The following is a 22,904-nucleotide window of genomic DNA, read 5'->3' as shown; positions in this document are numbered from 1 at the left end:
CATTTTCGGGAAACGTGGCAGCGCCCAGCAGTCGTGTCAACATCCCGTTTTTGCAGGTTGCGTGCCAGTCCACATTGACCATCAAACTCCCCGGAGGCTTCTGCCGAAACAACACTGATGCCAAGTTGACCGGACGGTCCGCTTACTATAGCGTCACCGAGGCGAAGGTGACCGCCCGGTCCGTTTAGCCGAGGAGGCAGCAATGAGGGCAGTCGTCGTGACCGGTTACGGCCCGCCGGAGACCTACACCGTCGGCGACCTCCCGGCGCCCGAGCCCGGGCCCGGCCAGATCCAGGTGCGGATCGCCGCTGCCTCGATCAACCCGGCCGACGTCGTCCTGCCGAGCGGGGTCTATCACGATGTCACGCCCCTGCCGTTCCCACACGTGCCCGGCAACGACTTCGCCGGCACGGTCAGCGCGGTCGGCGAGGGCGTCACCACCTACCGGATCGGCGACGAGGTCTTCGGCCAGGCCATCCCCCGCGCGCTGCGCTCCCTTGCCGGCACCTCCCGCCCGTCACTGGGCACGGGCGCCCTCGCCGAGTTCGCGGTCGTCGAGGCCGACACGTCCTTCGTGACCCACCGGCCGCCATCCCTCGGCGTCGAGGAGGCAGCCGCGCTGCCCACCGTGGGCCTGACCGCGCGGGCACTGATGGCCACCGCCGACGTGCAGCCGGGCGAGACGGTGCTGGTCATCGGCGCCACCGGCGGCGTCGGCACCGCCGTGATCCCGCTGTTGGCCCGTGCGAAAGCACGGATCATCGCGACCACGACAGCCGCCGACGCCGCCCTGCTGCGTGCGCTCGGCGCCGACGAGACCATCGGATATGCGGCGTCGAGCTATCCTTCCGGCGTCGACGCGGCCTTCAACCTGTCCCTGCCCAGCAACGACCTCACCGCGGTCGCCGCCGCCGTCCGCCCCGGCGGCCGCTTGCTCACCATCACCTACCCGGTCCCCGAGCAGGAGTGGATCGGCCGCTCCGACGTCGACCTGCACTTCGTGATCGACATGGACGGCAGGCTCGGCGACATGCGCGACGTCGCCGACCTGGCCGTCAGCGGCGCCCTTCCCGCCACCATCGGTCGGCGATACACCCTGGACCAGGCCCCACAGGCCTGCGCCGACTTCGTCGACCTGCACACCACCGGCAAACTGGTCGTCACCATCTGACAGTCCCGCTGCGCGGCCTCGGGCCTCAGCACCTCCGCTCACCGGACGGGCGGTGAACCACAACAACCGGCACGGCGAGCTATACCCGGACTTCGCACATGACCCCATCTGACCTGCGCTGATTACTTGAAGTTCTGGATCTTGCATGCAGTCTGACCAGCGGCTATGCCCCATGTGCGAAAGACAGGGCTAGACACCTTTCGCAGTCAGGGTCTGCCTCTGTGGTGATTTCGGGCGCTGAGCACGCCCGTATTCACCACACCCACAACAGCGTGGTGATTTCGGGCGTCCAGCGCGCCCGTATTCACCACACCACCAGGGGCGTGGTGAATTGGGGCGTCCAGCGCGCCCGAAATCACCACACCACCAGGGGCGTGGTGAATTGGGGCGTCCAGCGCGCCCGAAATCACCACGCGGATGGGCTTCGCACCCTGACCACGAAACGTGTCTAGAAACAACCGGGCAGGTCGAGAACGGACACCAGGATGAGCCAGGGGCGGCCGGGTGAGCCGGCACGGCCGCCCTGGGGCTCGGGCACGTCAGGACGGATCGAGTTGCAGATCGCGTCACTTCGGATCGCGTCACTTCGGATCGCGTCACTACAGGTCGGACCATTACGGACCGAGCCATGACGGATCGGATCGTCGGGTGGGAGATGCAGGGCGGTCAGGACGGGCAGGTGGTGGGTACGGATGTGGCGTAAGCGGCACGGATGTTGCTGTCACCGCCACCGATGGTGGTGAAGCGCAGGCGGGTGTCGGTCAAGGACTGCTGGGACAGGGCCGCGGTCGCGGGACCGGAGATCGACCGCCAGCCGAAGCCGGACGACGCCGGGACGGTGGTGGTCGCCAGGACCGTGGCCCCCTGGACCAGGTCGGCGCGCAACTGGGTGCCGGCCCCGGCGTTGCCGTAGAACCAGCCGGTCAGCGCCGACGTGCCGCCGGACAGGGCCTGGTCGGCGAGGGTCACCTCGGTAACCCGGTTCGGGCCGCCCGCATAGATGTAATCGGCGGCCGGCACTGCGGTCGGCTGGGTCACCGCGTCGTCGAGGGCGGCCGCGGCCGTCCCGGTGGTGCCGCCGGTCCACTGGCGCAGGACGTCGCCGTCGGGGCGGAGCACCGTCTCCGGGCCGGTGACCGGGGTCGCCGGGATCGAGCGGCGGACCTCGTCGTGGAAGACGGCGAACGTTCCGGTGGTCGGCGGATCGAGGGCGATGGGCTTCCGATACAGGCCCATCTTCATGTAGGCGGTGCCGGGCTGTGCCGAGTTCAGTTGCGGAAACAACGTCTGGGCAGCCGTCGAGGCGAGCACCTGGGTGTTGTTGTGCCACACGGTCACCGAGCCGGCGAGTCCCCAGCGGACGTCCATCCGGAAGTGGTGCCAGGTTCCGCGGGCGATCGGGGCCAGCACGTGCTTCGCGGCGTCGGTGCCGTCCGGGCGGGTCAGGTGCAGGACGATCTGACCGGACTCGATGATGAACGCGACCGGCGGCGACGAGCCCTGATCGTTGTCGCCCTGATGCCACTGGGTGATGACCTGCCAGATGGGTTTGCCGTCGGTGCCGACCGGGTTCTGCGGGTACGTGGGGTCCAGCATGGTCGACCACTCGTAGCGGACCGTCTGGTTCGACGCCGTCTCGGCGACGGTACGCACGCCTTCGGCCCGCCAGCCGCCGGCGATCGGCTGGCCGTTCGCCGGGTTGACCGCCACGTCGCCGTCACGGACCTCGGCCCGCAGGGCGTGCGGACTGTTGCCCTGCGGCGCGGGGACGATCGTCAGCCGGTCCGTGGTGCCGGCCGGAACCTGGACGGTGTTCCATTCGCTGAGGCTCTCCCCCGGAGCCGACCATGACGGCTGGTAACACTCCAGGGCAGCCGCGGCCGGCCCCGCCACGACCAGCGGCGGCGCGATCCCGAGCGCCAGCCCCAGCAGCGCCGCCGAACCCCGTCGCAGATAGACCCGGCGGGACGAGTCCGGCGGCGACAGCAGGCGAGACGACGAAGCAGGCGGAACAGGCGCGACGGGAGCAGCAGCCGAGACGGGACGGAACGGATTGCGGGACACGTCATACATGGCTTCTCCTTCAGATGGGCCAAGGTGGTGTCCCGACCGAATATCCGCCGCACCGTCGTACGGTGACGTACTACCCGTCCGGCCTCACCGGTCCAGGCGACAGGCACCGTGCTGGTCCACGGCGGCGCGGTACGCGTGATCGGCGAAAGGAAGCCGCCAGCACCATCCCCAGGTCAGGATCCTGGTCGACCTGGACCGAACGACATTGCGACCGAACCACATTGCGACCGGACGGACCGTGCACGGTGCAGAGACCGACCCCGAGCGGGGACCGCACCAGCGAGCTCAGCCGGAGACCGGCCGCGACCGCCGACTGGCGACAGCCACGAACCAGCCGAGCGCCGCGATCACCACAGCCAGCGCCGCGAACCCGTACACCAATGTGGTCAGCGTCGCCACGCCCGCCACCAGCAGCGGACCGCCGGCGTCGCCGAGTTCCCGGCCCAACTCCGCGGAGCCCATCGTCTGCCCCAGACGTTCCTGCGGTGTGTTCGCGGCCAGCGCCGCAAACCCCAACGGCGTGATCAATCCGGTGCCCACTCCGATCAGCACCGCACCCAGCAGCACCCCCGCCACCCCCGCGACCGCCGACGCCCCCGGCGCCTCCGACGTCCCCGGCAGCATCGCCGCCAGCAGTCCCGCGACCGTCACCGTCATGCCCGCCGACAGCCCGGCCCGGGTGGTCAGCCGTCCTTCGTCGAGGGCGCGCCCCGCGCGGGGTTGCACCACCGCCGCGGCCAGGGCCAGCAGGGACACCGCCGCGCCGGTGGCGATCGTGCCCAGTCCCGCGGTGCGGCCCGCCACCGGCAGGAAACCCACTCCGACCGACAGCGCCGCAGTGGCCGCCGCGAGGGCCGCCGTCGGGGCCAGGAACACCGGGTCGGTCAGGCGCCGGGCCAGGTCCAGCACGGTTTGACGGGCCTTCGGCAACGGCGCCATCACCGGGACCACCAGGAACGCCCACAGTGCCACCGCCGCCCCCAGTACCGCCAGGACGACGAACAGCAGGCTGAGGCCGCCGGCCCACACCAGCACACCGCCGAGCAGCGGCCCCAGGGTGTAGCCGATGGACTTCCAGAAACCGTACGACCCGAACGCCCGCCCGTGTCTCGCCGCCGGGTTGAGCCGGGCCACCAGGGCGGACGCCGACGGGGAGAAGGCCGATGCGGCGGCGCCCTGGCCCAGCCGGGCGGCCCACAGCCAGGCCAGGCTGTCGGAGAGTGCGGAGGCTGCCACGTACGCCGCGGACGCCAGCGCGAAGGCGATCAGGCCGCCGAGCAGGACCGGCCGGGCGCCGATCCGGTCGGCGAGGCTGCCGAACAGTGGTTTGAGCAGGACTTCCGCGCCGTCGTAGAGGGCGAGCAGCCCACCGAGGACGAGCAGGGAGGAGAAGCCGCCCAGGTTGGCGGCGATGCCGTGCGCCCCGAAGGCGGTGGTGAATCCGGCCGCGTAGAGCGGCCACATCTGACGGTTCGTCGACGACACGGGCGACCATAACAGCTCAGCCGTGGCACACCTGGCCACGGCCGGCGGCTTTGGCGGCGTACATCGCGGTGTCGGCGCGTTTGATCTCGGTTTCCGGGTCGGCGCCCGCCGGTGCGGTGATCACACCGATGCTGGCGCCGACCGTCACCGGTCCGTCCGGGGCCGGGATCGGCTCGGCCACCGCTGCCACGATCCGGGTCGCCACCTGGGTGGCGTGGTCGTCGGACGCGCCGGGCAGGATCACCGCGAACTCGTCGCCGCCGAGCCGGGCCACCAGGTCGCCGGCGCGGATCGTGTCGCGGATCCGGGCGGCCACCACCTCCAGCACGGCGTCGCCGGTCTCGTGGCCGCGGGTGTCGTTGACGGTCTTGAAGCCGTCCAGGTCGACGTAGAGCAGCGCGGTCGGCCCGGTGCCGGCGGTCAGGGCGCCTTCCCAGCGGGTGTGGAACATCCGCCGGTTCGCCAGGCCGGTCAGCTGGTCGGTCTGCGCCTGTGCCTCGGCGGTGCCGAGCGCTTCGGCGAGCATCCCCACCAGGTTCTGCAGCCGCGCCATCACCAGCAGGAACAGCACGACGCAGCCGCCGGCCACGACCGGCACGTCGAGGGGCCGGCCCCGGATCCATTCGATGGCCAGCACCGCCGGGGCCATCAGGCTGGCCGTGGTCAGCGCCTGGAGCCGGTGCCGGCTGATCATGCGGTCGTCGGTCCGGCGGCCGGGCACGGTCACCGCGGCCATCGTCGGGTGCAGCGCGGCGGCGCCGATCAGGGAGTGGGTGGTCAGCCAGCCGACGTCGAGCAGGCCGCCGAGCTGGTAGCCGCCCTCCAGTTCGAGCAGGGTGTAGGCGACGTCGGTGAGCAGCAGGATCGAGATGCCGGTCATCAGGATCCGGTAGGCGGGCGGGCGCCGTCCGGTGCCGAGGGCGAGGCGGACCAGTAGGGAGAGCGCGAGCAGGTCGAACACCGGGTAGCTGACGGAGACGGCCAGGCCGAGCGGGGTCAGGCCGTCGGTGCGGGCGGCCGGGCCGATGACGAACACCCAGCCGAGCATGGCGGCGCCGCTGGACAGGATCGCGGTGTCCAGCACCAGCGGACGGTCCCAGCCGGCGCGGCGGGCCCGGACGAAACCACCCAGACCGATCAGCAGGGACAGATAACACCAGACATAGAAGACATCGGCGTACGAGGGAAAAGCGTCTCGTTGATGCTGGATCGTCCGTATCCAGTACGCCACGTCGCCGGCCCCGAAGAGCGCGATCTGCGCGGCGAGCGCGTACCAGGGCCATCGCGTTCCCGGCCGGTGCCGGCGGATCCCGGCGAGCATGGTGACCACCAGCCCGGTGTGGAACAGCGCGCCGATCATGCCCTGCACCGCCACCGAGGGTGTCAGCACATAGGCGACGATCGTGATCGCGCACAGACCCGGGTACCACCGACGCACCGGGTCATCTTCCCGCGCCTTCCGGGGTCAGCTCGGACTTTTGGCGAGCAGCCGGCGCAGCGCGGACGCGGACAGGTCGATCCGGTAGCGGTACGCGTCCAGGCCGTCCAGGTCACGGGCGTGTTCCCGGTACGCCGCCGTCAGCGCCGCCCGGGCGTCCCCGACCCGGGCCGTCTCCACGCCGGCCAGGTCGTCGACCATGCGTTCGGCGTCGGCGCGCAGCGTGTCGAACGCCGACGAGGTCGCCGCCAGCAGTTCGGTGCGATAGACGTCGAGCCGTTCGGCGAGTTCCGGCCAGCCGACCTCGAGGTAGGTGCCGGCCAGGGTCTCCATGGTCGCTGTGGCGGCGGCGACCGCGGCCACCACGGCGGCGGGCACGGTCGTCGCGGGGGCGTCCGGTGTCGCCGCGCTGAGCACCGCGGCACCGATCTTCCAGGCCCGGGTGACGTCCGCGGACCGGTCGGCCCACGGGCGTGCCGCCCGGGGCTGCCAGGCGCCGACCCGGTGGAACGTGTCGTCGTACGCGGTGGCCAGGTCGCGCAGGGCCGCCTCGGTCTCGCCCGCGACCGCCTTGAACCGGGCGGTCAGGATCCGGCGGTTGAGGGCGGACCACTCCTCGAGACGGCGCACCGCGCGTTCCTGCACGACCGTGCCGAGTTCGCCGGCCAGCCGGTCACGCTGCCGGCGGTTGGCCGCGCGTCCCCGCCAGCCGTCCTGCCAGCTGGGCAGCACGGTACGGGTGAGGACGCCGGGCAGTTCGGCGGCGAACTCGGCCAGCGCCCGCTGGTAGCTGGCCTCCACCGCGGCCCGCGCCTCGTGGCGGGCGACCCGGATCGCCTCCAGCAGGCCGCGGTGCCGGCGGGCCACCGCGTCCAGTTCGCTCTCGAGGTTCAGGTGTTCCTCCTCGAGCGCGGCGACGTCGTCGCGGACCTCACGTTCCAGGGCGTCGACCCGCTCGTGGAGCAGGCCGGCGCGGGACAGCACCAGGCCGGCGAGCCGGTCGAGAACCTCCTCGGAGGTGCCGGCCCGGAACGCCTCGGCGGCTTCGGTCAGCAGCACCCGGTCGTTCGCGGAGCCCAGCAGGTCGGCGACCGTCGCGAGGTCACCGGCCGCGGTGGCCGCGTCCTCGCGGGTCAGCAGCACGGATTCGTCCGCCACACGACCTCCAGAAGTCAGCATCGTTCTGTCATACGTATCCGCGCGGCTCCCGGATCGGGTCGATCATCCATTGTCTGAAGCCGATCGTCCGAGGCCGGCATGGATCAGTCCAGGACAGAGCATGGAGGAGAGGGGTACGAGTCGGCTGACCCGTACCCCGAAAGAGCGAACGCGGCAGGTCCTGCCGCGCCCACCGTCGTTTCGTGCGAGGTTGCGCGGGTACGTGATCATGTGACGGAAAATCGAACATGATCATGATGGAGGATATTTCGTGCGGTCGATCCGGGCAATCTCCCTCGGCACAGTTCTGGTCCTCGGTCTCCCGGCGTGTTCCTCGTCCACCGAACCGGCGGCCTCCGGCACGTCCACCCCGTCCGAGGCGGCGGCCACCGCCACCACCGAATCCACCGGCGAGTCGACGTCGTCCCCGGAGGCCACCACGTCCACAGAGGCCGCCTCGGCCGACGACGTCCTGGCCGGCAAGCGCAAGGTCCTGATCCACATCGCCGAGGACGACAAGGACTGGAGCGCCTCCTACGAGGGGCCGGTCGAGATCGGCGACGGCACCGACGACGGCGCGCTCTGGAAGATCGTCCCGGCGGCCGGCGACAAGTACCTGATCGAGGCGCTGCGGCCGCGCGAGGAGGGCGGCCGGTGGTGCGTGAAGGCCGACGACACGACCGAACCGGTCAGCCTCGGCACGACCAGGTGCGCGGAGAACGCGGACACCCTGTTCTCGGTCGTCGCCCTCGACGAGAAGGACGACAAGGGCCGGGCCACCTACTCGTTCACCCACGAGAAGCACGGCACGGTGCAGGTGAGAAACGACGGGTCGGCGCTCTACATCCAGCAGGTCGGCGACGGCGGAGCCCGCGGCTCCTACAGCCTCGTGGACCGCGGCGAGATCAAGTAAGTGACGCTGACCGATAGTCTGCCCGGATGACGCGACACGGGCAGATCGTCAATCTCCGGCCGGAGCGGCGTGCGGAGTACCTCCGTCTGCACGCCGCCGTCCGGCCCCAGGTCGAGGCGACACTGACCAGGAACAACATCCGCAACTACACGATCTTCCTGATCGAGGACACGCTGATCGCCTACTACGAGCACGTCGGCGAGGACCACGACGCGGACATGGCCGCGATCGCCGCGGACCCGGCCACCCGAGAGTGGTGGACGCTGACCGATCCGTGCCAGGCCCCGTGGGGCGCCGGCCCGCCGTCCGGCGCGGGCGGGCCGTGGCGTGACGCGACCGAGGTGTGGCACCTCGACTGATAGCGTCCGGATGATGGAACGAGATCTCCACGCCGCCCGTGAGCTCGCCGCCGCCCTCGCCGTCCAGGCCGGCCGCCTGCAGCTCGAACGCCGCGACAGCCTGCGGATGGGCGCCCCCAAGGCGCACGCCAACGACGTCGTCTCCGATGTCGACATCGCCAGCGAGCAGCTCATCGTGGACGCGATCCGGGCCTCCTGGCCGGACGACAGCATCCAGGCCGAGGAGGGCCACGGCCGGTCCGGCACCAGCGGCTGGACCTGGGTCATCGACCCGCTCGACGGCACCCGCAACTACGTCAGCCGGACCGGGCCGTGGTCGGTGTGCATCGCGCTCTACCAGGGTGACCGGCCCCGGGCCGCGGTCGTGCACGAGCCGGTCGCGGCCGAGACGTTCAGCGCGGTCGACGGCGGCGGCGCCCTGCTGGGTGAGGAGCCGCTGACGGTGTCCGGCGGCGCGCCGCTGGCCGAGGCGCTGATCGGGGTCAGCTTCCAGCCGAACCCGAAGACCAAGGACCGGGCCGGCCGGGTGATCCGCGAGCTGCTCCCGGTCGCCGGTGACATCCGTCGGGTCCCGGCCGCGCTCAACCTGGTCTACCAGGCCGCCGGGCGGCTCGACGGCGGACTGGCCCTGGACACGAACCTGTGGGACATCGCGGCCGGTGCGCTGATCGCCCGCGAGGCCGGGGTGGTCCTCGGCGGCGCGGGTGAGGAGTTCACCACCTCACTGACCATCGGTGCCGCCCCCGCCCTGTGGCCGGAGCTGGCGAAGCTGGTTCGCGCGGCGGCCTGAAACCGCGCGTCCTCCGGCCGATAGTGCTGACGGACGGTCGCACGGTTGGTCAGGGAGGAGTCGCCCGTGACGCGCTCCTTCGGCGAAACGGTCGACATCCGCTCCCTCGTCCCGGAACCCGGCACCGGGCCGGAAAAGGTGCGGTCCCTACGCCCCTGGACGGCCTGGCTCGTGGTGGCGACGCTGTACAGCGTCGCGCAGCTCTTCACCGACCCGGCCGGGCCGGTCGGCGGGCTGATGGCGTTCCTGATGCCGGTGATGTTCACCGGGGCGGTGGTCACCGGGGTCCTGCTCAACCGGCCCGTACTCCCCCGGCCCTGGCTGCTGCTGGCCTCCGCCGGGCTGCTCACCATCACCGGGTACGGCATCTGGTTCGCGGGCGCCACCACGCCGGCGTTCGTGGTGTTCATCGGCGTCTACCCGCTGGAGGGGGTGGCGCTGCTGCTCATCGTGCGGGGCGCCTCGTGGCGCAAGGACCGCGCCGGGATGCTCGACACCGCGATGATCAGTGTCGGACTCGCGCTCGCCTGTTGGCTGCTGGTGATCACCCCGTTGATGCGGGTGCAGAACCGCCTGCCGGGCGACGTGCTGACCGCACTGTTCCCGTTCGGGGACGTGTTGCTGCTGGGGGTGCTGATCCGCTTCTTCACCGCCCGGGGACTGCGCAACGCGGCGTTCTGGCAGATCAGCGCCTCCCTGCTGCTGCAGACCGTGACCCACCTGCTCTCCCTGCTGCCGTTCATCGCCGACATCGGCACCGCCGACCTGCGGCCCCTCTCCACGATGGCGAGTTTCCTGCTGGCCGGCGCGGCCGTGCACCCGTCGATGCGGATGCTCAGCGGGCAGCCGCTCACCCCGGTGACCGACATGTCGCCACGGCGGGTCCTGCTGGTCAACCTGGCCTGCGCGGGCGCCCCGGGGCTGCTGATCGTCCAGGGTTTCCTGCAGGACGGCCAGGTCGACTGGCTGGCCGCCGGGATCGGGTGCATCGTGCTGTTCGGCCTGGTCACCCTGCGGATGGTCGACCTGGTCGGCCAGGTACAGGACAAGGCCCGCCAACTCGACGCGGTCGCCCACATCGACGCGCTCACCACCCTGCCGAACCGGCGGGCGTGGGACCTGGAGCTGCACCGGCGGCTCGCGTCGGCCCGCCGGCACGGCACCCCGGTCGTGGTGGCGATCTTCGACCTGGACCATTTCAAACGCTACAACGACGAACACGGCCACCAGGGCGGCGACGAACTGCTCCACGAGGCGGCGGTCGCCTGGCGCGAGCAACTGCGCCCGGAGGACCTGCTGGCCCGGTACGGCGGGGAGGAGTTCGGGGCGGTGTTCGACCACTCCCGGCTGGCCGACGCCGACCACATCATCGAACGGCTGCAGGCGGTGACACCACTCGGGCAGACGTTCTCGGCGGGCGCGGCCCAGTGGGACCGCGCCGAATCAGCGGAACATCTGCTGGCGCGCGCGGACGCCGCCCTGTACGCGGCCAAACGCGCCGGACGCAACCGGGTCTACGTCTCGAGCACGCTGCAGGCCGCCTGAGTCCTCCTCGTAGTAGCACGGGACGGTGCCCGCGTAGAGCGCCGAGAACTGCAGGCTCAACTGCCGTGCCCGGCCCAGGTCGACGGCACCGACCAGCTGCACGTGCTGCTCACCGGCCGCGAAGTCGACGTTCTCCGCCAGGTCGGTGGCCGCCTCGGCCAGGTCAGCGACGTGCTCGAACAGGGTCGCGGCCAGGTCGACGCTGTCCGGGTCGCCGATCGCCCGCAACGCGGCGTCGACGAGGCTGAGATGGTCGCCGACGGTCGTCTCGAAACCGTCGCCGTCCGGGTCGAAGCGGCGCAGACGGTCCTGCACCTCGGGGGCGAGCCGCAGCAGCGGGGAGATCGGGCGGCGCTCGCCGGGCTCGGGCGTGACGAAGTCCAGGGCGGCCGTGAGGATCCGCGACATCAGATCACGCGTCTCCAGGAACCACGGCGCGAAGCCCGGATCGGCATGCCACCCGCAATAGCGCACGATCACCAGCGCGGCGCCGACCTGCCGGTTCTCGGTCATCTCACTGAAGTATCGATGCATGTCCGCTCACTCTGTCCCCGAGGTTCACACTATGGTCCCAGGGTCGTTCAACGGCCGCTCAGCGAGGTTCATTTCCGCCGGTGTACGCCGGGCCACTCCGGCGAGCAGGTCGGCGATCTGCACCCGCGGGTCGTCCCGGGAATCGGTCATCACCAGGCCCGCCAGCGGCGACTCCCCCGTCCCGCCGGCGAGCGCGTCCCGCAGCCGGCTCAGCCGGCCGGTGGTCAGGGCGCTCTGCTCGTCGTGCACCACCAGCACCCGGCGGCCGCCGCAGCTCCAGAACAGCACCGTCTCGGCCAGGGCCGGCAGCATCGGCTCCAACGGGGGCGGGACCGCCGGATCACCGGCGTCGACGCGGGCCAGCATCACGCGTACCCGATCAGGACGCAGGCCCGCCAGGACGGCCCGGGCCGGATCACCCAGTTCGTGGCCCGCCAGGGTGTCGCGGGCCGCCAGGAAACGGTGCAGCACCTCGGCGGCCGGGCGACGGCGTTTGACGCGGACCATGGCGGCGAAGGCGGCCAGAAACGCGTCCCAGTCCTCCGGCGCCGCCGGCCGGGCCTCGTGCAGTGCCACCGCAGCCGGTGCCAGCGCCGGGGGCAGACGGATGCCGGAGGCGTAGGAGGGTTCGCCCAGCAGCAGATCGACGACCCGGGTGACCAGGAAGAACCGCTTGTCGATCACGTGCACGTGGGCACGGCCGGCCAGCGAATCCCGCAGCCAGGCCAGCGCCTCGCCTGCGTCCGGGCGGCGCAGGAGGCGGCCGGATTTCAGCTCGTGCGGCGAGAACCGGAACCCGGACCGCAGCTCGGTGATCAGCGCCGCGGCCTCGGCCCGGCTCAGGTCGACACTGGCGTGGGTGACGACCGGCGCGGCCGAGCCCAGCAGGTTGGTGCCGGAGAAACCGGACTCGTCGCAGGCGATCTCGACGACCGGCCCGGCGCCACCCTGCGCCGGCAGCAGACCGCCCTGCAGCGGAGTCCTCATCCCCGGCGATTCTGCCACTCGGTGTCATCGATCTATGCCGGCGGGTGGAACACCGGCGAGTTCTCGAACTCCGTCCTGGTCAGCGAGTACATGAAAAGGTCCCGCCAGCGGCCGTCGCGGAACTGGGTGGCCCGCAGCGTCCCCTCCTGCACGAAACCGAGGCGGCGCAGGGCGCCCTGTTCAGCGGCATTCTCCACATCGGTGTACGCCTCGACCCGCGGCGCCGCCGACACCCGGAACAGGTAGCGCACCAGAGCGCCCTGGCTCTGCGTGCCGATCCCCTGATAGCGGTGCTCCGGCAGGATCGAGGCACCGATGTTCCAGCAGAACCAGGACGGGGTGCCGTAGTGGACCTTGCGCCAGCCGACGGTGCCGACCGCCTCGCCGCCGGTCCAGACGATCAGGCAGCCGTCGTCGGGACCGATCAGCCCGTCCAGGGTGAGGCGCTGCCGGGTCGCGGCCAGATTGCGGTACCCCGACCAGTTGAACGTGCCACCCGCCTCGGGGTCCACGGCCTGCCGCTGGAAGAGCCAGAGATCACCATCGGTCGCTGGTCGTAGATCGACATCCGGTTCGCCCATCTCGGTCATCACGCTCCGCACTCTGCAACATCCGTCTCAGTCATGTCTGTGTGCACAGGCTAGAAATCGCATCCACCCGGTGGAACGGGAGAGCGTGAGGCACGCTGGACCGTGTGGTGGCAGACACCGACGACTACACGTTCCTGACCGGCGGCACGGTGCTCGGCTTCGATTTCTGTCTGACGTTCGTGCGCGAACACACCCCGGATCAGATCATCGCCCGGCTGGGCGGGCACCAGCCGGTCACGCTCGCCGGGGCACACACGTTGCGCGGCGCGGCGGAGACCGTCAGCGCCTGGCCGGACGTCCACGGCGACACGCACCGCTCGGACCTGCTGTTCGCCGCGGCGGTGCGCTGCGCCGACTGGACGATGCTGCTGGGGCCGGAGGGTCCGTCGTGGTCCGGCGAGGCGGTGTCCTTCCGGCCGCGCGACGGCGGGTTCCGTTGGGTACGCGACGACGAGACCCTCGCCGCCTGTGCCCTCGGTGACCGGGGCGCTCGGGCGTTGACGGAACGGCTCACCGGTGTCCGTGTGACGCCGGAGTTCCTGGCCGCGGCCCGGTTCCGCTGTGCCGGGGTGCCCGACCCGGACCGTCCGGCGCCCGCTGACCGGGTCCTGCGGGAGGCGCGCGAGGAGTTGGTGGACTACGCCGAGCACGGCGACGACGAGCAGGATCCGTGGTTGGAACGCGGTGTCGTCGAGAAGTGCGTCTGTGACACCGGCGACTACGGCGTGATCATCCACGACGAGGACGAGGAGCTGGCCCGGATCATCGCGTACGCCCCGGCGGACCTGCTCGACCGGATCCTCGCCTGGGCCCGTGACCGCGCGTTCCGCCGGGTCGGCGTGCACGGCGCGCCGTGGTTCGCGCCGATCCGGGACCGGCTGGACCGGGGTGTGCCGGTGCCCGCCGACGAGCTGCGCCGGGCGGATCGCCGGCTGGCCGGCCGGGCCGCGTCCGCGCCGGGCGTGGTGCGGGCGATGTTGCGCCCGCCGAGCTCGGACACCCCGGCCGGTGTGGTGTGCGAGGCGATCTGTGATGCCGCCGAGGCGGAGGACGGCGATTACCGCACGGTGGTGGCGGATCTGCGCGACGACCTGGCGGCCGGCCTCGCCATCGAACTGCCGCCGCGACCGCACCGGCGGGAGACCGCCACCGCCCTGCGCCGGCGGCTCGCGGCCGCCGACGCCGGGTGGTACGCGGGACTGTGAGGGTCAGGCGGTGATCTCGGAGGCTGCCGGGGCCTTGACGTCGACCGGGGTGCCGAAGTCCGAGTACGACATCTTCATCGTCTGGGCCGCGGCGCCGCCGACCGACGGCATGGTCAGCTCGTAGGTGGCCAGCCGGCCCTCGCTGTCGAAGGTCGCCTTGATCGGGGCGGTCTTGTCGGTGAGCCGGCTCAGCATGGCGTCGGTCATGCCCAGCGACGTGCCGGACTCGGCCAGGTCGATGGTGCCGCTGACCGCGTTGTCGCCGTCCCACTTGACGTCCGCGGCGTTCTTCATCGTGGTGGAGATCGCGGAGGCGTCGAAGCTGCCGAGCGTACCCATCTGGGAGGCTTCGCTGCTCAGCTTGCGCCAGGTCTTGCCGTCCATGCCCGGCAGGTCCACGCCCGGCATGGTCATCTTGATGTACGTGACGCCGTCGACGGTGCGCATCTCGGACTTGATGGTGGTGCCCTCGGACTCGACGTCCATGGTGAATTCGCTGTTCTTGCTCTTCGGGTCCAGGACGCCGGTCATGGTGCCGTTGGCGCCCATGTCGATCGCCATCTTGAAGGACTCCTCCTGGAGCTTCGCGGCGGCGTCGGCGAGCGCGGTCGTGGCGTCCTTGTCCGTGGACGCGCCGGCGGCCGCGGAGTCGCCGCCGCCGCTGCTGTTCGAGGTGCTCTTGCCGGCGCATCCGGAGACCGCGAGCACGGCCGCGACGGCCAGTGCCGCGCTGCCGCGCAGAAGGGTGCGTGTAGTCATGTGGTGCCTCCCCGTTGTCGCGTTCCCACTTTTCTGTGGAGACGCCGAGCAGGCACGATAGCGACCGGGTACGACATCGCCCAGGAGGGGTCACCCGTGCCCGGTCAGGCCAGGACGGTCTCCGCCGCTCGCAGGGGTTTGCCGAAGAGCCAGCCCTGTGCCAGGTCGCAGGCCTGGTCGCGGAGCCAGTCGCGCTGCAGCTCGGTCTCCACGCCCTCGGCCACCACCCGCAGGTCGAGCTCGCGGGCCATGGCCAGCACCGCCCGCACGATCGACTCGTTCGCCCCGTGCTGTCCCACGTCGTTGATGAACGACCGGTCCAGTTTGACGATGTCTACGGGCAGCCGGTTGAGGTAGCTCAGCGACGAGTACCCGGTGCCGAAGTCGTCGACGGCCATCACGACGCCGATCTCGTGCAGTTCGGCGAGCGTGGCCAGGGCGGTCTCGATGTCCTCCATCACGCCCGACTCGGTGATCTCCAGCCAGAGCGCGTCGGGCGGCAGACCGGTCTCGGCCAGCACCTCGCGGACCACCACCGCCAGGTCCCGGTCACGCAGCTGGCGGACCGAGACGTTCACCGACATGTGCAGGGCACGGGCCCCCGGCGGGCGCTGTGCCCGCCACCGCGCCAGGCATCCGGCGGCCTCGCGGAGCAGCCACGCGCCGGCGTCCACGATCAGGCCGGTCTCCTCGGCGACCGGGATGAACCGCAGCGGCGAGATGAACCCCAGCTCCGGGTGCTCCCAGCGCATCAGCGTCTCGAAGCCGTCCACCTCGCCGGTGGCCAGGTCGACGATCGGCTGGTAGGTGGCGTACAGCTCGCCGCGTTCGAGGGCGCCGCGGAACGCCTGCTCCAGCGACATCCGGTCCTTGAGGTCCTCGCGCAGCGACGTGTCGAACAGCGCGTACGCGTTACGCCCCGACCCTTTCGCCTTGTACATCGCGGTGTCCGCGTCCCGGATCAGTTCCAGGGCCTCCGCGGTGCCGCCCGCCTTCGCCACGCCGATCGACGCGGACACCACCACGTCGCCCACCGACAGCGGGAACGGCTGTTCGAACAGCGCCAGCAGCCGGCCGGCCACCGACTCGGCGAGGATGCTGTGCGACGGGCCGGCCAGGGCGATCACGAACTCGTCGCCGCCGATCCGGGCGACCAGGTCGGTGCTGCGCACGTGCGCGCTGAGCCGGCCGGCGACCGCGCAGAGCAGTTCGTCGCCGATCTGGTGGCCCCAGTGGTCGTTGACCATCTTGAACCGGTCCAGGTCGAGGAAGAGCAGGCTGATCTCCTGCTGTTCGGCGACCGCCTGCCCGCTCCACGCGCCGATCGTGTCGCTGAGCAGTTCCCGGTTGGGCAGGTCGGTCAGCGCGTCGTGGGTGGCCCGGCGCCGGATCGCGTTCTCGGCGCGGGCCCGCGAGTTGTTGGAGCGGACCACCCGGAACAGCACAGTCAGGATGAGCACGCTGCACAGCAGCACCCGGACGGCGCCGTCGACAAACCCGGTGATCGGCTCGACGATCGCGACGATCACCGGGCCGAGCATCGCCGCCGCGATCAGCGCGGTCCGGGTGAACGACAGCGTCCGGACCATGATCTGTTGCGGCTGGGTGAGCGTACGCATCGACGGGTGCACGCAGCCGGCCCCGAAGAGCAGGAACGCGGCCGAGTAGAGCGCGTCGACCAGGTCGGCCGGCACCCCCGCCAGGTCGCCGTCCCGGATCGAGTAGAGCAGGTCACCGGTGAACAGCAGCGCCGCGCCGAGCACGAACAGCCACAGCGCGGGCGCGCGGGAGCTGCCGGCCAGGGCCAGCTGCGCCACCAGCACCACCAGCACCACCAGCACCACGTCGATGACCGGGAAGAACGAGTTCGCGAACTGGATCAGCGGCAGCCCGACCCGCTCGATCGAGGGCGCCACCAGGTAGGTCCAGGCCAGGAAGGCCGATCCGGCGCCGACCAGCACGGCGTCGACCCAGGCCGGGTCGTCGTGGTCGGCGCGGCGGCGGCGCAGCATCCCGGCGAACGCGTACGCCGCCATCAGGTAGCCGGGCACGACGAACACGTCCGGGAGCAGCGCCATCGGGGTGGGCGGTGACACGGCTGCCCCGGGCACCACGATCCGGGTGATCAGGCCGGCCAGGAACAGCCCCGCGGCGGCGGTCATGTGCCGCCACGGCGCCCGGTCGGCGGGGACGGCGACCCGCCACGCCCCGTACCCGATCGCGGCCGTGCCGGTCAGGAAACCGGCCAGGTTGAGCGGCGCTCGCAGCGGCTGCGGGCCGGCCGTGAGGAACACCACGGTGATCGTCGCGGCGGCGGCGAGGAGCCACGCCGCGGTCCGGGCGTGCCGGGGCGGTGGGCGCTGATCCGGCGGCGCTGCGGGGAACTCGGTGCCGGCGCGTTCGCGCTCGGCGTCGAGCACTCGGGTCACATACCGGTCATCGGCAGGGCACCGTCCGGACTTAGTGCAGGTGCATCGACGACACGCCGAGCTAAACGCGGGTTACCAGATGTGACGAACATCCCCCCGACCGGCCGTCTCAGATCTTGCTCGATAGCGTAGTGCGGGTGACTGCGGGCAAGCCTTTTCGAGAACGCCGGATTTTTCGTAGTACAGCCGTCCTTGCCATGTGCGGGATACTCGCCGGACTGGTGGTTTCGGCCGCCTCGTTCCCGGCGGTCGCCATGGCCGGGCTGGTCGCCAAGGTCGGTTCGGAGGAGCTGGACGACCTTCCCAGCGAGCTGATAACGCAGACCTCGCCGCAGGTGTCGCGGGTCTACGCCGCCGACGGCCGCACGCAGCTCGCCGTGATGTACGACGAGTTCCGCAGCGACGTGTCGTTCGACAAGGTCTCGAAGCACATGCAGGACGCGATGGTCGCCGCCGAGGACCACAAGTTCTACGAGCACAAGGGCGTCGACTTCAAGGGTGTCGCCCGGGCGTTCGTGAACAACAACAACGGCGGTTCCAAGCAGGGCGCGTCGACGCTGACGATGCAGTACGTGCGGATGGCGCTGGCCTACTCGGCGACCGACCCGCAGGAGGTCGTGAACGCGACCAAGGACAGCGTCGAGCGCAAGCTCACCGAGATGAAGTACGCGGTGCAGGTCGAGAAGGAGCTGACCAAGCAGCAGATCCTCGAGCGGTACATGAACATGGCCCCGTTCGGCAACGGTGCGTACGGCATCAACGCCGCCAGCCAGGTGTACTTCAGCAAGAAGCCGGCCGACCTGACCATCGCCGAGGCCGCGATGCTGGCCGGCATGGTCAAGGCGCCGACGGCGTTCGACCCGACCACCAAGACCGGGTACCCGCAGGCCGTCACCCGGCGCGACTACATCGTCGACAACATGCTCAGCATGGGTCAGATCACCGCCGAGGAGGCCGCCGCGGCCAAGAAGGTGAAGGTTCCGACCACGACGAAGCGCCAGAGCAGCGGCTGCGTGTCGGTGTCGAAGAACAACTGGGGCTTCTTCTGCGACTACTTCACCCGCTGGTGGATGTCGCAGGTGGACTTCGGCGAGAACACGTACGACCGGGAGCGCCTGCTGAAGAGCGGCGGCTACAAGATCGTCACGACGCTGGACCTGGACGCGCAGGCGGACGCCCGCAAGGAGATCACCCAGCAGATCAAGGACACCAACCAGAACGCGCTGATGCTCGCCGCGGTCGAGCCCGGCACCGGCAAGGTCCGGGTGCTGGCCGCGAACCGCAAGTACAAGAACGACGACCCGTCCGACCCGCAGAACAAGCTGTCGTCGAACCCGGCGCAGGCCGCCGACGGGATCCGCGGCACGTACCCGAACACCACGAACCCGATCATCACCGGTAGCAGCGGCATCCCCGGTTACCAGGCCGGATCGGTGTTCAAGATGTTCACCATGGTCGCCGCGGTCGAGGCCGGCATGGGGCTGGACACCACGATCACCTCGCCGGCGAAGTACAAGTCGCAGTACCCGGACTCGGGTCCGGGCAACTGCGGCGGCTACTGGTGCCCGAGCAACGCGGGTGCCAGCGAGGCCGGCAGCTTCAACATGTGGACGGCGTTCGGCAAGTCCGTCAACACGTACTTCGTGCCGCTCGAGGAGCGGGCCGGCGCGGAGAACGTGGTCGACGCGGCGGAGCGGTTCGGCATCGTCTTCCGCGACGAGGACAACGCCAAGCTGGCGAACGACCCGGACTCGGCGCACAACTGGGGCTCGTTCACCCTGGGCGTCTCGCTCTCCACCCCGCTGGACATCGCCAACGCGTACGCCACCCTCGCCGCCGACGGCAAGTACTGCGCGCCGACGCCGATCGAGAGCATCACCACCGCCGACGGTACGAAGCTCAAGACCGGTCAGGCGAACTGCAAGAAGGCCACCACCAAGTCGGTCGCCCGTAAGGTCCTGGACGCGGCCCGCTGCCCGGTCGGCGACCGGGCACAGCTCGGCAGCTGCGGGGGCGCGACCGCGCCGCAGGTCCGCAGCGTCGTCGGTCACCCGGTGTTCGGCAAGACCGGCACCACCGACAGCGAGAAGACCGCGTCGCTGGTCGTCGGCACCCGTTCGCTGGTGGTGGCCGGTTACCTGGCCAACCCCGACTGGGCGAACCACACCGACCGGATGTCGCACTACATCGTCAACCCCGCGGTGTACAAGACGCTGGCCGACTACATGGAGGGCAAGGACGTCGAGGAGTTCCCGACTCCGTAGGCGCTACGCACGACCGACGGCCGTCACCCCCGCCAAACGCGGGAGTGACGGCCGTCGCCGTCTGGCGCAAAAGATCCCCGCGATGCGGTATCCCTGTCTGATGCGGATCTCACGACTGCTCCTGTTGCTCGGTGCCACGGCCGGCCCGCTGTACGTCGCGGTGTCGGTCACCGAGGTGTTCACGCGGGACGGCTTCGACGCCACCCGGCACGCCTGGAGCATGCTCGGCAACGGCGCCTACGGCGGGATCCACAGCACACTGCTGGTGGTCAGCGGCCTGCTGGAGGTCTGCGGCGCCGCGGGGCTGTACTGGGTGACCCGCAGCCGGTGGACCACCGTCCTGCTCGCCCTGTACGGCCTCGGCATGATCGGCGGCGGCTTCTTCACCGCCGACCCGGGACGCGGTTTCCCGCCCGGCACCCCCGAGGAGGTGCCGGTCAGCACGCACGGCATCCTGCACTTCGTCTTCGGCGGCATCGGTTTCCTCGGGCTGGCCGCCGCCAGCGTGTTCCTGGCCCGCCGTTTCGCCGCCGAGGACGAGCGCCAGCTGGCCCTGTGCTCCTGGGCCACCGGTGCGCTCCTCCTGGTCACCTTCGTCGCGCTGGCCGCGACCGGCGGTCCGGCCTGGGCGCTGGTGGCCTTCACCGCCGCCGTGGTCCTGGTCTCCGGCTGGCTGACGGCCGTCTTCCTGCACTACCGGGGTACGGCGTAGGCGTACTGCTCGAGGAAGCGGGGCTGAGCGCCGAGCTCGCGGGCGGCACGGTTCGGCCAGGACGGGTCGTCGAGCAGGGCGCGACCGAGCAGGACCACGTCGGCCTGACCGGTGGTGATCAGCTCGTCGGCCCAGGCGGCGTCGGTGATCCGGCCGACGGCGCCGACCGGCACGTCGCCGGCCTCGGCGCGGAGCCGGGCGGCGATGCTCGTCTGGTAGTCGCGGGTGTCCGGGATGGTGGCCGGGACCAGGCCGCCGGAGGACGCGTCGACCAGGTCGACGCCGTGCTCGCGGGCCCACCGGGTGACCTGGATGGTGTCCTCGACCGTCCAGCCGCCCTCGGTCCAGTCGGTGGTGGACACTCGCAGCAGGACCGGACGGTCGGCCGGCCAGGCGGCCCGGACCACGTCGATCACCTCGAGCAGCAGGCGTGCCCGGTTGGCCAGGCTGCCGCCGTACTGGTCGTCGCGGGTGTTGGACAGCGGCGACAGGAACTCGTGGAGCAGGTAACCGTGTGCCGCGTGCACCTCGGCGACCTGGAATCCGGCGTCGTGGGCACGGCGGGCGGCCTGCGCGAACGCCTCGACCACACCGGCGATCTGCTTCTCGGTCATCGCGGCCGGCTCCGGGTATCCGGGGAACGCCGTCGCGCTCGGGGCGAGGGTGTCCCAGCCGCCGTCGGCGTGCGCGACCGGCTTGCCGCCGAGCCACGGCTTGCCGATCGACGCCTTGCGGCCGGCGTGGGCGAGCTGGATCGCCGGGACCGCTCCCCCGGCGGTGATCGCCGCCGCGATCCGGGCGAACGAGGCGACGTGCTCGTCGTCCCAGATGCCCAGGTCGAACGGGGAGATGCGGCCGTCCGCCAGCACCCCGGTCGCCTCGACCATGACCAGTCCGGCGCCGCCGGCCGCCCGGGCCGCGTAGTGCGCGAGGTGGAAGTCCTCCGGGTGGCCGCCGGTCGCGGAGTAGGTGCACATCGGCGACATCCAGACCCGGTTGGGGATGGTGAGGCCGCGCAGGGTGATCGGCTCGAACAGGCTGGTCATCGGGGTTTCCGTTCTCTCGCCGTATGCTTGTACGAGAGACACCGTAGTACGAAAACCGTCGTACAACCATCAGCGTGACGGAGAATACGACCATGCGCGCGCTCGCCCACCCCGCCCACGACGAGATCGAGCTCGACGCGGTGCTGTCCGCCCTCGCCGACCCGGTCCGCCGCCGGATCGTCCACCAGCTCGCCACCGGACACGACGACCAGGCGTGCATCGCCTTCGACCTGCCGGTCACCAAGTCCACCTCGACGCACCACTTCCGGGTGCTGCGCGAGGCCGGCGTGATCCGGCAGCACTACCAGGGCACGGCGAAGCTCAGCACACTGCGCGCCGACGACCTGGAGACCCGCTTCCCGGGACTGCTCCCGGCGATCCTGACCGCGACCGCCGCGGAGAAGGCCGACCTGGAGAAGATCGGCACGGAGGAGACCGGCACGGAGGAGGCCGACCTCTGAGGGCGACCGTCAGCTGAGCGTCACGGCCTGGATGTCGATGTTGCCGCAGGACGGGTGGAACTGCGCGGTGGTCGCCCAGGTGAGCCGCAGCGTCTGACCGGCCGCCGCCTGGAAACGGATCACCCACTGGGCGGTGCTGATCGCCTCCCGGTTCTCCAGCTCCGCCGTCGCGGTCCGGCCGGCCACCGTCGCGGTCAGTCTCGCGCGGGCCATCCACACCCCGGCGTACAGACGCAGCGTGCGCCTCGACGGCGTGGCCGCCACGGAGAGTGTGAACGTGCCGTCGCTGTCGCAGGTGTACAGACCGGTCGTGGTGGCGCCGACGAACGAGGTCGGTGTGCCGCCGATCCAGCGGAACGTCTCCGGGTTGTTGTCGTACCGGCCGCGCTCGCCGACACCGCCCAGACCCTTGATCTCACCGGTGCCGCCGGCCCGCCGGTTCACCGAGGTGGCACTGCTCAGCCCGAAGTGCACCCAGTCCCGGGTGCCCTGATCGTCGACGTCGACCACCGCCGGCACCAGTGCCCGGGTGATGTTCACCGACGCGGCGACGGCCGGCGGCCTCGACGACGGGGGCCTGGTGGTCGGCTCCGGCTCGTCCTCGATCGGCAGCGGCGCGTCGCTGGTGGGCGCGGACGACGCCGGGGCCGACGGCAGCGGGATCTCCGACGGCGAGGCCGGCAGCATCGCCGGGGGGACCCAGCGTTCCGGCAGCGCCTGCGACGACGAACCGGTCTGCGAGGCCGCCCCGGGACGCAGGATCAGGACGGTCGTGCTGATCAGCGCGGCACTGGCCAGCACCGCCAGCGCGAGCGTCCACCGCGAACCGGGTGACGTGGTCGGCGGCGCGGAACCGTCACCCGCGGCGAGTGCCGGCCGGGCCCGGTCGACGCCGGCCGGACGGTACCGCGGGATCCAGCCGTACTGCAGCGAGGGCCGGATCGGCTGCTCGTCGTTCTCGTCGTGCGTCGTCACCCGGGGCCAC

General features: G+C 71.1%; 20 protein-coding genes. 9 read left to right on the top strand and 11 right to left on the bottom strand.

The features are described 5' to 3' along the window. The first annotated feature begins 202 nt into the window (after nt 1-202). Nucleotides 203-1,171 carry an NADP-dependent oxidoreductase gene (locus QSK32_RS21335; protein WP_285472894.1) on the top strand — a complete coding sequence of 323 codons (969 nt, stop codon included), beginning with the start codon at nt 203-205 and terminating at the stop codon, nt 1,169-1,171. A gap of 666 nt (nt 1,172-1,837) precedes the next feature. On the opposite strand, the gene QSK32_RS21330 is transcribed toward QSK32_RS21335, so the two are convergent. The 4 genes from QSK32_RS21330 to QSK32_RS21315 form a co-directional block, all read right to left on the bottom strand. Then, the gene (locus QSK32_RS21330; protein ID WP_285472893.1) at nt 1,838-3,244 is read right to left on the bottom strand and encodes a polysaccharide lyase family 20 protein; all 1,407 of its coding nucleotides are present in this window, start codon (nt 3,242-3,244) and stop codon (nt 1,838-1,840) included. 285 nt (nt 3,245-3,529) lie between these two features. Further along, nucleotides 3,530-4,729, bottom strand: coding sequence for an MFS transporter (locus QSK32_RS21325; RefSeq protein ID WP_285472892.1), 1,200 nt, complete (start codon nt 4,727-4,729; stop codon nt 3,530-3,532). A gap of 16 nt (nt 4,730-4,745) precedes the next feature. After that, on the bottom strand, nt 4,746-6,167 hold the full coding sequence (locus QSK32_RS21320) for a GGDEF domain-containing protein (protein WP_052720850.1): 1,422 nt from the start codon (nt 6,165-6,167) through the stop codon (nt 4,746-4,748). Nucleotides 6,168-6,194: 27 nt separating this feature from the next. Further along, nucleotides 6,195-7,325: a hypothetical protein gene (locus QSK32_RS21315; protein WP_045744957.1), complete on the bottom strand. Its 1,131-nt coding sequence runs from the start codon at nt 7,323-7,325 to the stop codon at nt 6,195-6,197. Nucleotides 7,326-7,596: 271 nt separating this feature from the next. Here QSK32_RS21315 and QSK32_RS21310 point away from each other — a divergent pair, with 271 nt between their 5' ends. The 4 genes from QSK32_RS21310 (at nt 7,597) to QSK32_RS21295 (ending at nt 10,932) form a co-directional block, all read left to right on the top strand. Next, nucleotides 7,597-8,238, top strand: a complete 642-nt coding sequence (locus QSK32_RS21310) for a hypothetical protein (protein ID WP_285472891.1) — start codon at nt 7,597-7,599, stop codon at nt 8,236-8,238. A 26-nt stretch (nt 8,239-8,264) separates the two neighbouring features. Next, nucleotides 8,265-8,597, top strand: coding sequence for an L-rhamnose mutarotase (locus QSK32_RS21305; RefSeq protein WP_285472890.1), 333 nt, complete (start codon nt 8,265-8,267; stop codon nt 8,595-8,597). Between the two features lie 13 nt (nt 8,598-8,610). Then, the gene (locus tag QSK32_RS21300; RefSeq protein ID WP_285472889.1) at nt 8,611-9,387 is read left to right on the top strand and encodes an inositol monophosphatase family protein; all 777 of its coding nucleotides are present in this window, start codon (nt 8,611-8,613) and stop codon (nt 9,385-9,387) included. A gap of 66 nt (nt 9,388-9,453) precedes the next feature. Continuing rightward, nucleotides 9,454-10,932, top strand: a complete 1,479-nt coding sequence (locus QSK32_RS21295; protein WP_285472888.1) for a GGDEF domain-containing protein — start codon at nt 9,454-9,456, stop codon at nt 10,930-10,932. Here QSK32_RS21295 and QSK32_RS21290 read toward each other — a convergent pair. The 3 genes from QSK32_RS21290 to QSK32_RS21280 are packed head-to-tail and all read right to left on the bottom strand — an operon-like array spanning nt 10,831 to nt 13,043. Beyond that, nucleotides 10,831-11,466, bottom strand: coding sequence for a hypothetical protein (locus tag QSK32_RS21290; protein ID WP_045744953.1), 636 nt, complete (start codon nt 11,464-11,466; stop codon nt 10,831-10,833). The genes QSK32_RS21295 and QSK32_RS21290 overlap by 102 nt on opposite strands. A 24-nt stretch (nt 11,467-11,490) precedes the next feature. After that, nucleotides 11,491-12,453: a hypothetical protein gene (locus QSK32_RS21285; protein WP_285472887.1), complete on the bottom strand. Its 963-nt coding sequence runs from the start codon at nt 12,451-12,453 to the stop codon at nt 11,491-11,493. 32 nt (nt 12,454-12,485) lie between these two features. After that, complete coding sequence (locus tag QSK32_RS21280) at nt 12,486-13,043, bottom strand: GNAT family N-acetyltransferase (RefSeq protein ID WP_285473049.1); 558 nt, start codon at nt 13,041-13,043, stop codon at nt 12,486-12,488. Nucleotides 13,044-13,147: 104 nt separating this feature from the next. Here QSK32_RS21280 and QSK32_RS21275 point away from each other — a divergent pair, with 104 nt between their 5' ends. Beyond that, on the top strand, nt 13,148-14,248 hold the full coding sequence (locus tag QSK32_RS21275; RefSeq protein ID WP_285472886.1) for a DUF6461 domain-containing protein: 1,101 nt from the start codon (nt 13,148-13,150) through the stop codon (nt 14,246-14,248). Nucleotides 14,249-14,251: 3 nt separating this feature from the next. On the opposite strand, the gene QSK32_RS21270 is transcribed toward QSK32_RS21275, so the two are convergent. Both QSK32_RS21270 and QSK32_RS21265 read right to left on the bottom strand, forming a co-directional pair. Then, on the bottom strand, nt 14,252-15,007 hold the full coding sequence (locus QSK32_RS21270; protein ID WP_045744949.1) for a hypothetical protein: 756 nt from the start codon (nt 15,005-15,007) through the stop codon (nt 14,252-14,254). A 104-nt stretch (nt 15,008-15,111) separates the two neighbouring features. Further along, nucleotides 15,112-17,436: a putative bifunctional diguanylate cyclase/phosphodiesterase gene (locus QSK32_RS21265; protein ID WP_285472885.1), complete on the bottom strand. Its 2,325-nt coding sequence runs from the start codon at nt 17,434-17,436 to the stop codon at nt 15,112-15,114. A 197-nt stretch (nt 17,437-17,633) separates the two neighbouring features. On the opposite strand from QSK32_RS21265, the gene QSK32_RS21260 reads away from it, so the two are divergent. Next, nucleotides 17,634-19,700, top strand: a complete 2,067-nt coding sequence (locus QSK32_RS21260) for a transglycosylase domain-containing protein (protein WP_045744948.1) — start codon at nt 17,634-17,636, stop codon at nt 19,698-19,700. Between the two features lie 100 nt (nt 19,701-19,800). Next, on the top strand, nt 19,801-20,412 hold the full coding sequence (locus QSK32_RS21255; protein ID WP_285472884.1) for a DUF998 domain-containing protein: 612 nt from the start codon (nt 19,801-19,803) through the stop codon (nt 20,410-20,412). Here the strand turns inward: QSK32_RS21255 and QSK32_RS21250 are convergent. Then, a complete protein-coding gene (locus QSK32_RS21250; RefSeq protein ID WP_045744946.1) occupies nt 20,394-21,458 on the bottom strand; it encodes an NADH:flavin oxidoreductase/NADH oxidase in 1,065 nt (354 codons plus the stop codon). The genes QSK32_RS21255 and QSK32_RS21250 overlap by 19 nt on opposite strands. Nucleotides 21,459-21,532: 74 nt before the next feature. On the opposite strand from QSK32_RS21250, the gene QSK32_RS21245 reads away from it, so the two are divergent. Beyond that, a complete protein-coding gene (locus QSK32_RS21245; protein WP_285472883.1) occupies nt 21,533-21,919 on the top strand; it encodes an ArsR/SmtB family transcription factor in 387 nt (128 codons plus the stop codon). Nucleotides 21,920-21,928: 9 nt separating this feature from the next. On the opposite strand, the gene QSK32_RS21240 is transcribed toward QSK32_RS21245, so the two are convergent. Beyond that, nucleotides 21,929-22,894, bottom strand: a complete 966-nt coding sequence (locus tag QSK32_RS21240) for a hypothetical protein (RefSeq protein WP_052720847.1) — start codon at nt 22,892-22,894, stop codon at nt 21,929-21,931. Nucleotides 22,895-22,904: the final 10 nt, after the last annotated feature.

This window comes from Actinoplanes sp. NBRC 101535, from assembly GCF_030269225.1.
Taxonomy (GTDB): domain Bacteria; phylum Actinomycetota; class Actinomycetes; order Mycobacteriales; family Micromonosporaceae; genus Actinoplanes; species Actinoplanes rectilineatus.
The sequence above is the reverse complement of the archived record's forward strand: the minus strand, read 5'-3'. Positions and strand labels throughout refer to the sequence as shown.

Bases quoted from the DNA above. Each gene is read 5' to 3' on its own strand.
- QSK32_RS21335 (WP_285472894.1), top strand. From the start codon at position 203: ATGAGGGCAGTCGTCGTGACCGGTTACGGCCCGCCGGAGACCTACACC.
- QSK32_RS21330 (WP_285472893.1), bottom strand. From the start codon at position 3,244: ATGTATGACGTGTCCCGCAATCCGTTCCGTCCCGTCTCGGCTGCTGCT.
- QSK32_RS21305 (WP_285472890.1), top strand. From the start codon at position 8,265: ATGACGCGACACGGGCAGATCGTCAATCTCCGGCCGGAGCGGCGTGCG.
- QSK32_RS21300 (WP_285472889.1), top strand. From the start codon at position 8,611: ATGGAACGAGATCTCCACGCCGCCCGTGAGCTCGCCGCCGCCCTCGCC.
- QSK32_RS21290 (WP_045744953.1), bottom strand. From the start codon at position 11,466: ATGCATCGATACTTCAGTGAGATGACCGAGAACCGGCAGGTCGGCGCC.
- QSK32_RS21285 (WP_285472887.1), bottom strand. From the start codon at position 12,453: ATGAGGACTCCGCTGCAGGGCGGTCTGCTGCCGGCGCAGGGTGGCGCC.
- QSK32_RS21280 (WP_285473049.1), bottom strand. From the start codon at position 13,043: ATGACCGAGATGGGCGAACCGGATGTCGATCTACGACCAGCGACCGAT.
- QSK32_RS21270 (WP_045744949.1), bottom strand. From the start codon at position 15,007: ATGACTACACGCACCCTTCTGCGCGGCAGCGCGGCACTGGCCGTCGCG.
- QSK32_RS21260 (WP_045744948.1), top strand. From the start codon at position 17,634: ATGTGCGGGATACTCGCCGGACTGGTGGTTTCGGCCGCCTCGTTCCCG.
- QSK32_RS21255 (WP_285472884.1), top strand. From the start codon at position 19,801: ATGCGGATCTCACGACTGCTCCTGTTGCTCGGTGCCACGGCCGGCCCG.
- QSK32_RS21250 (WP_045744946.1), bottom strand. From the start codon at position 21,458: ATGACCAGCCTGTTCGAGCCGATCACCCTGCGCGGCCTCACCATCCCC.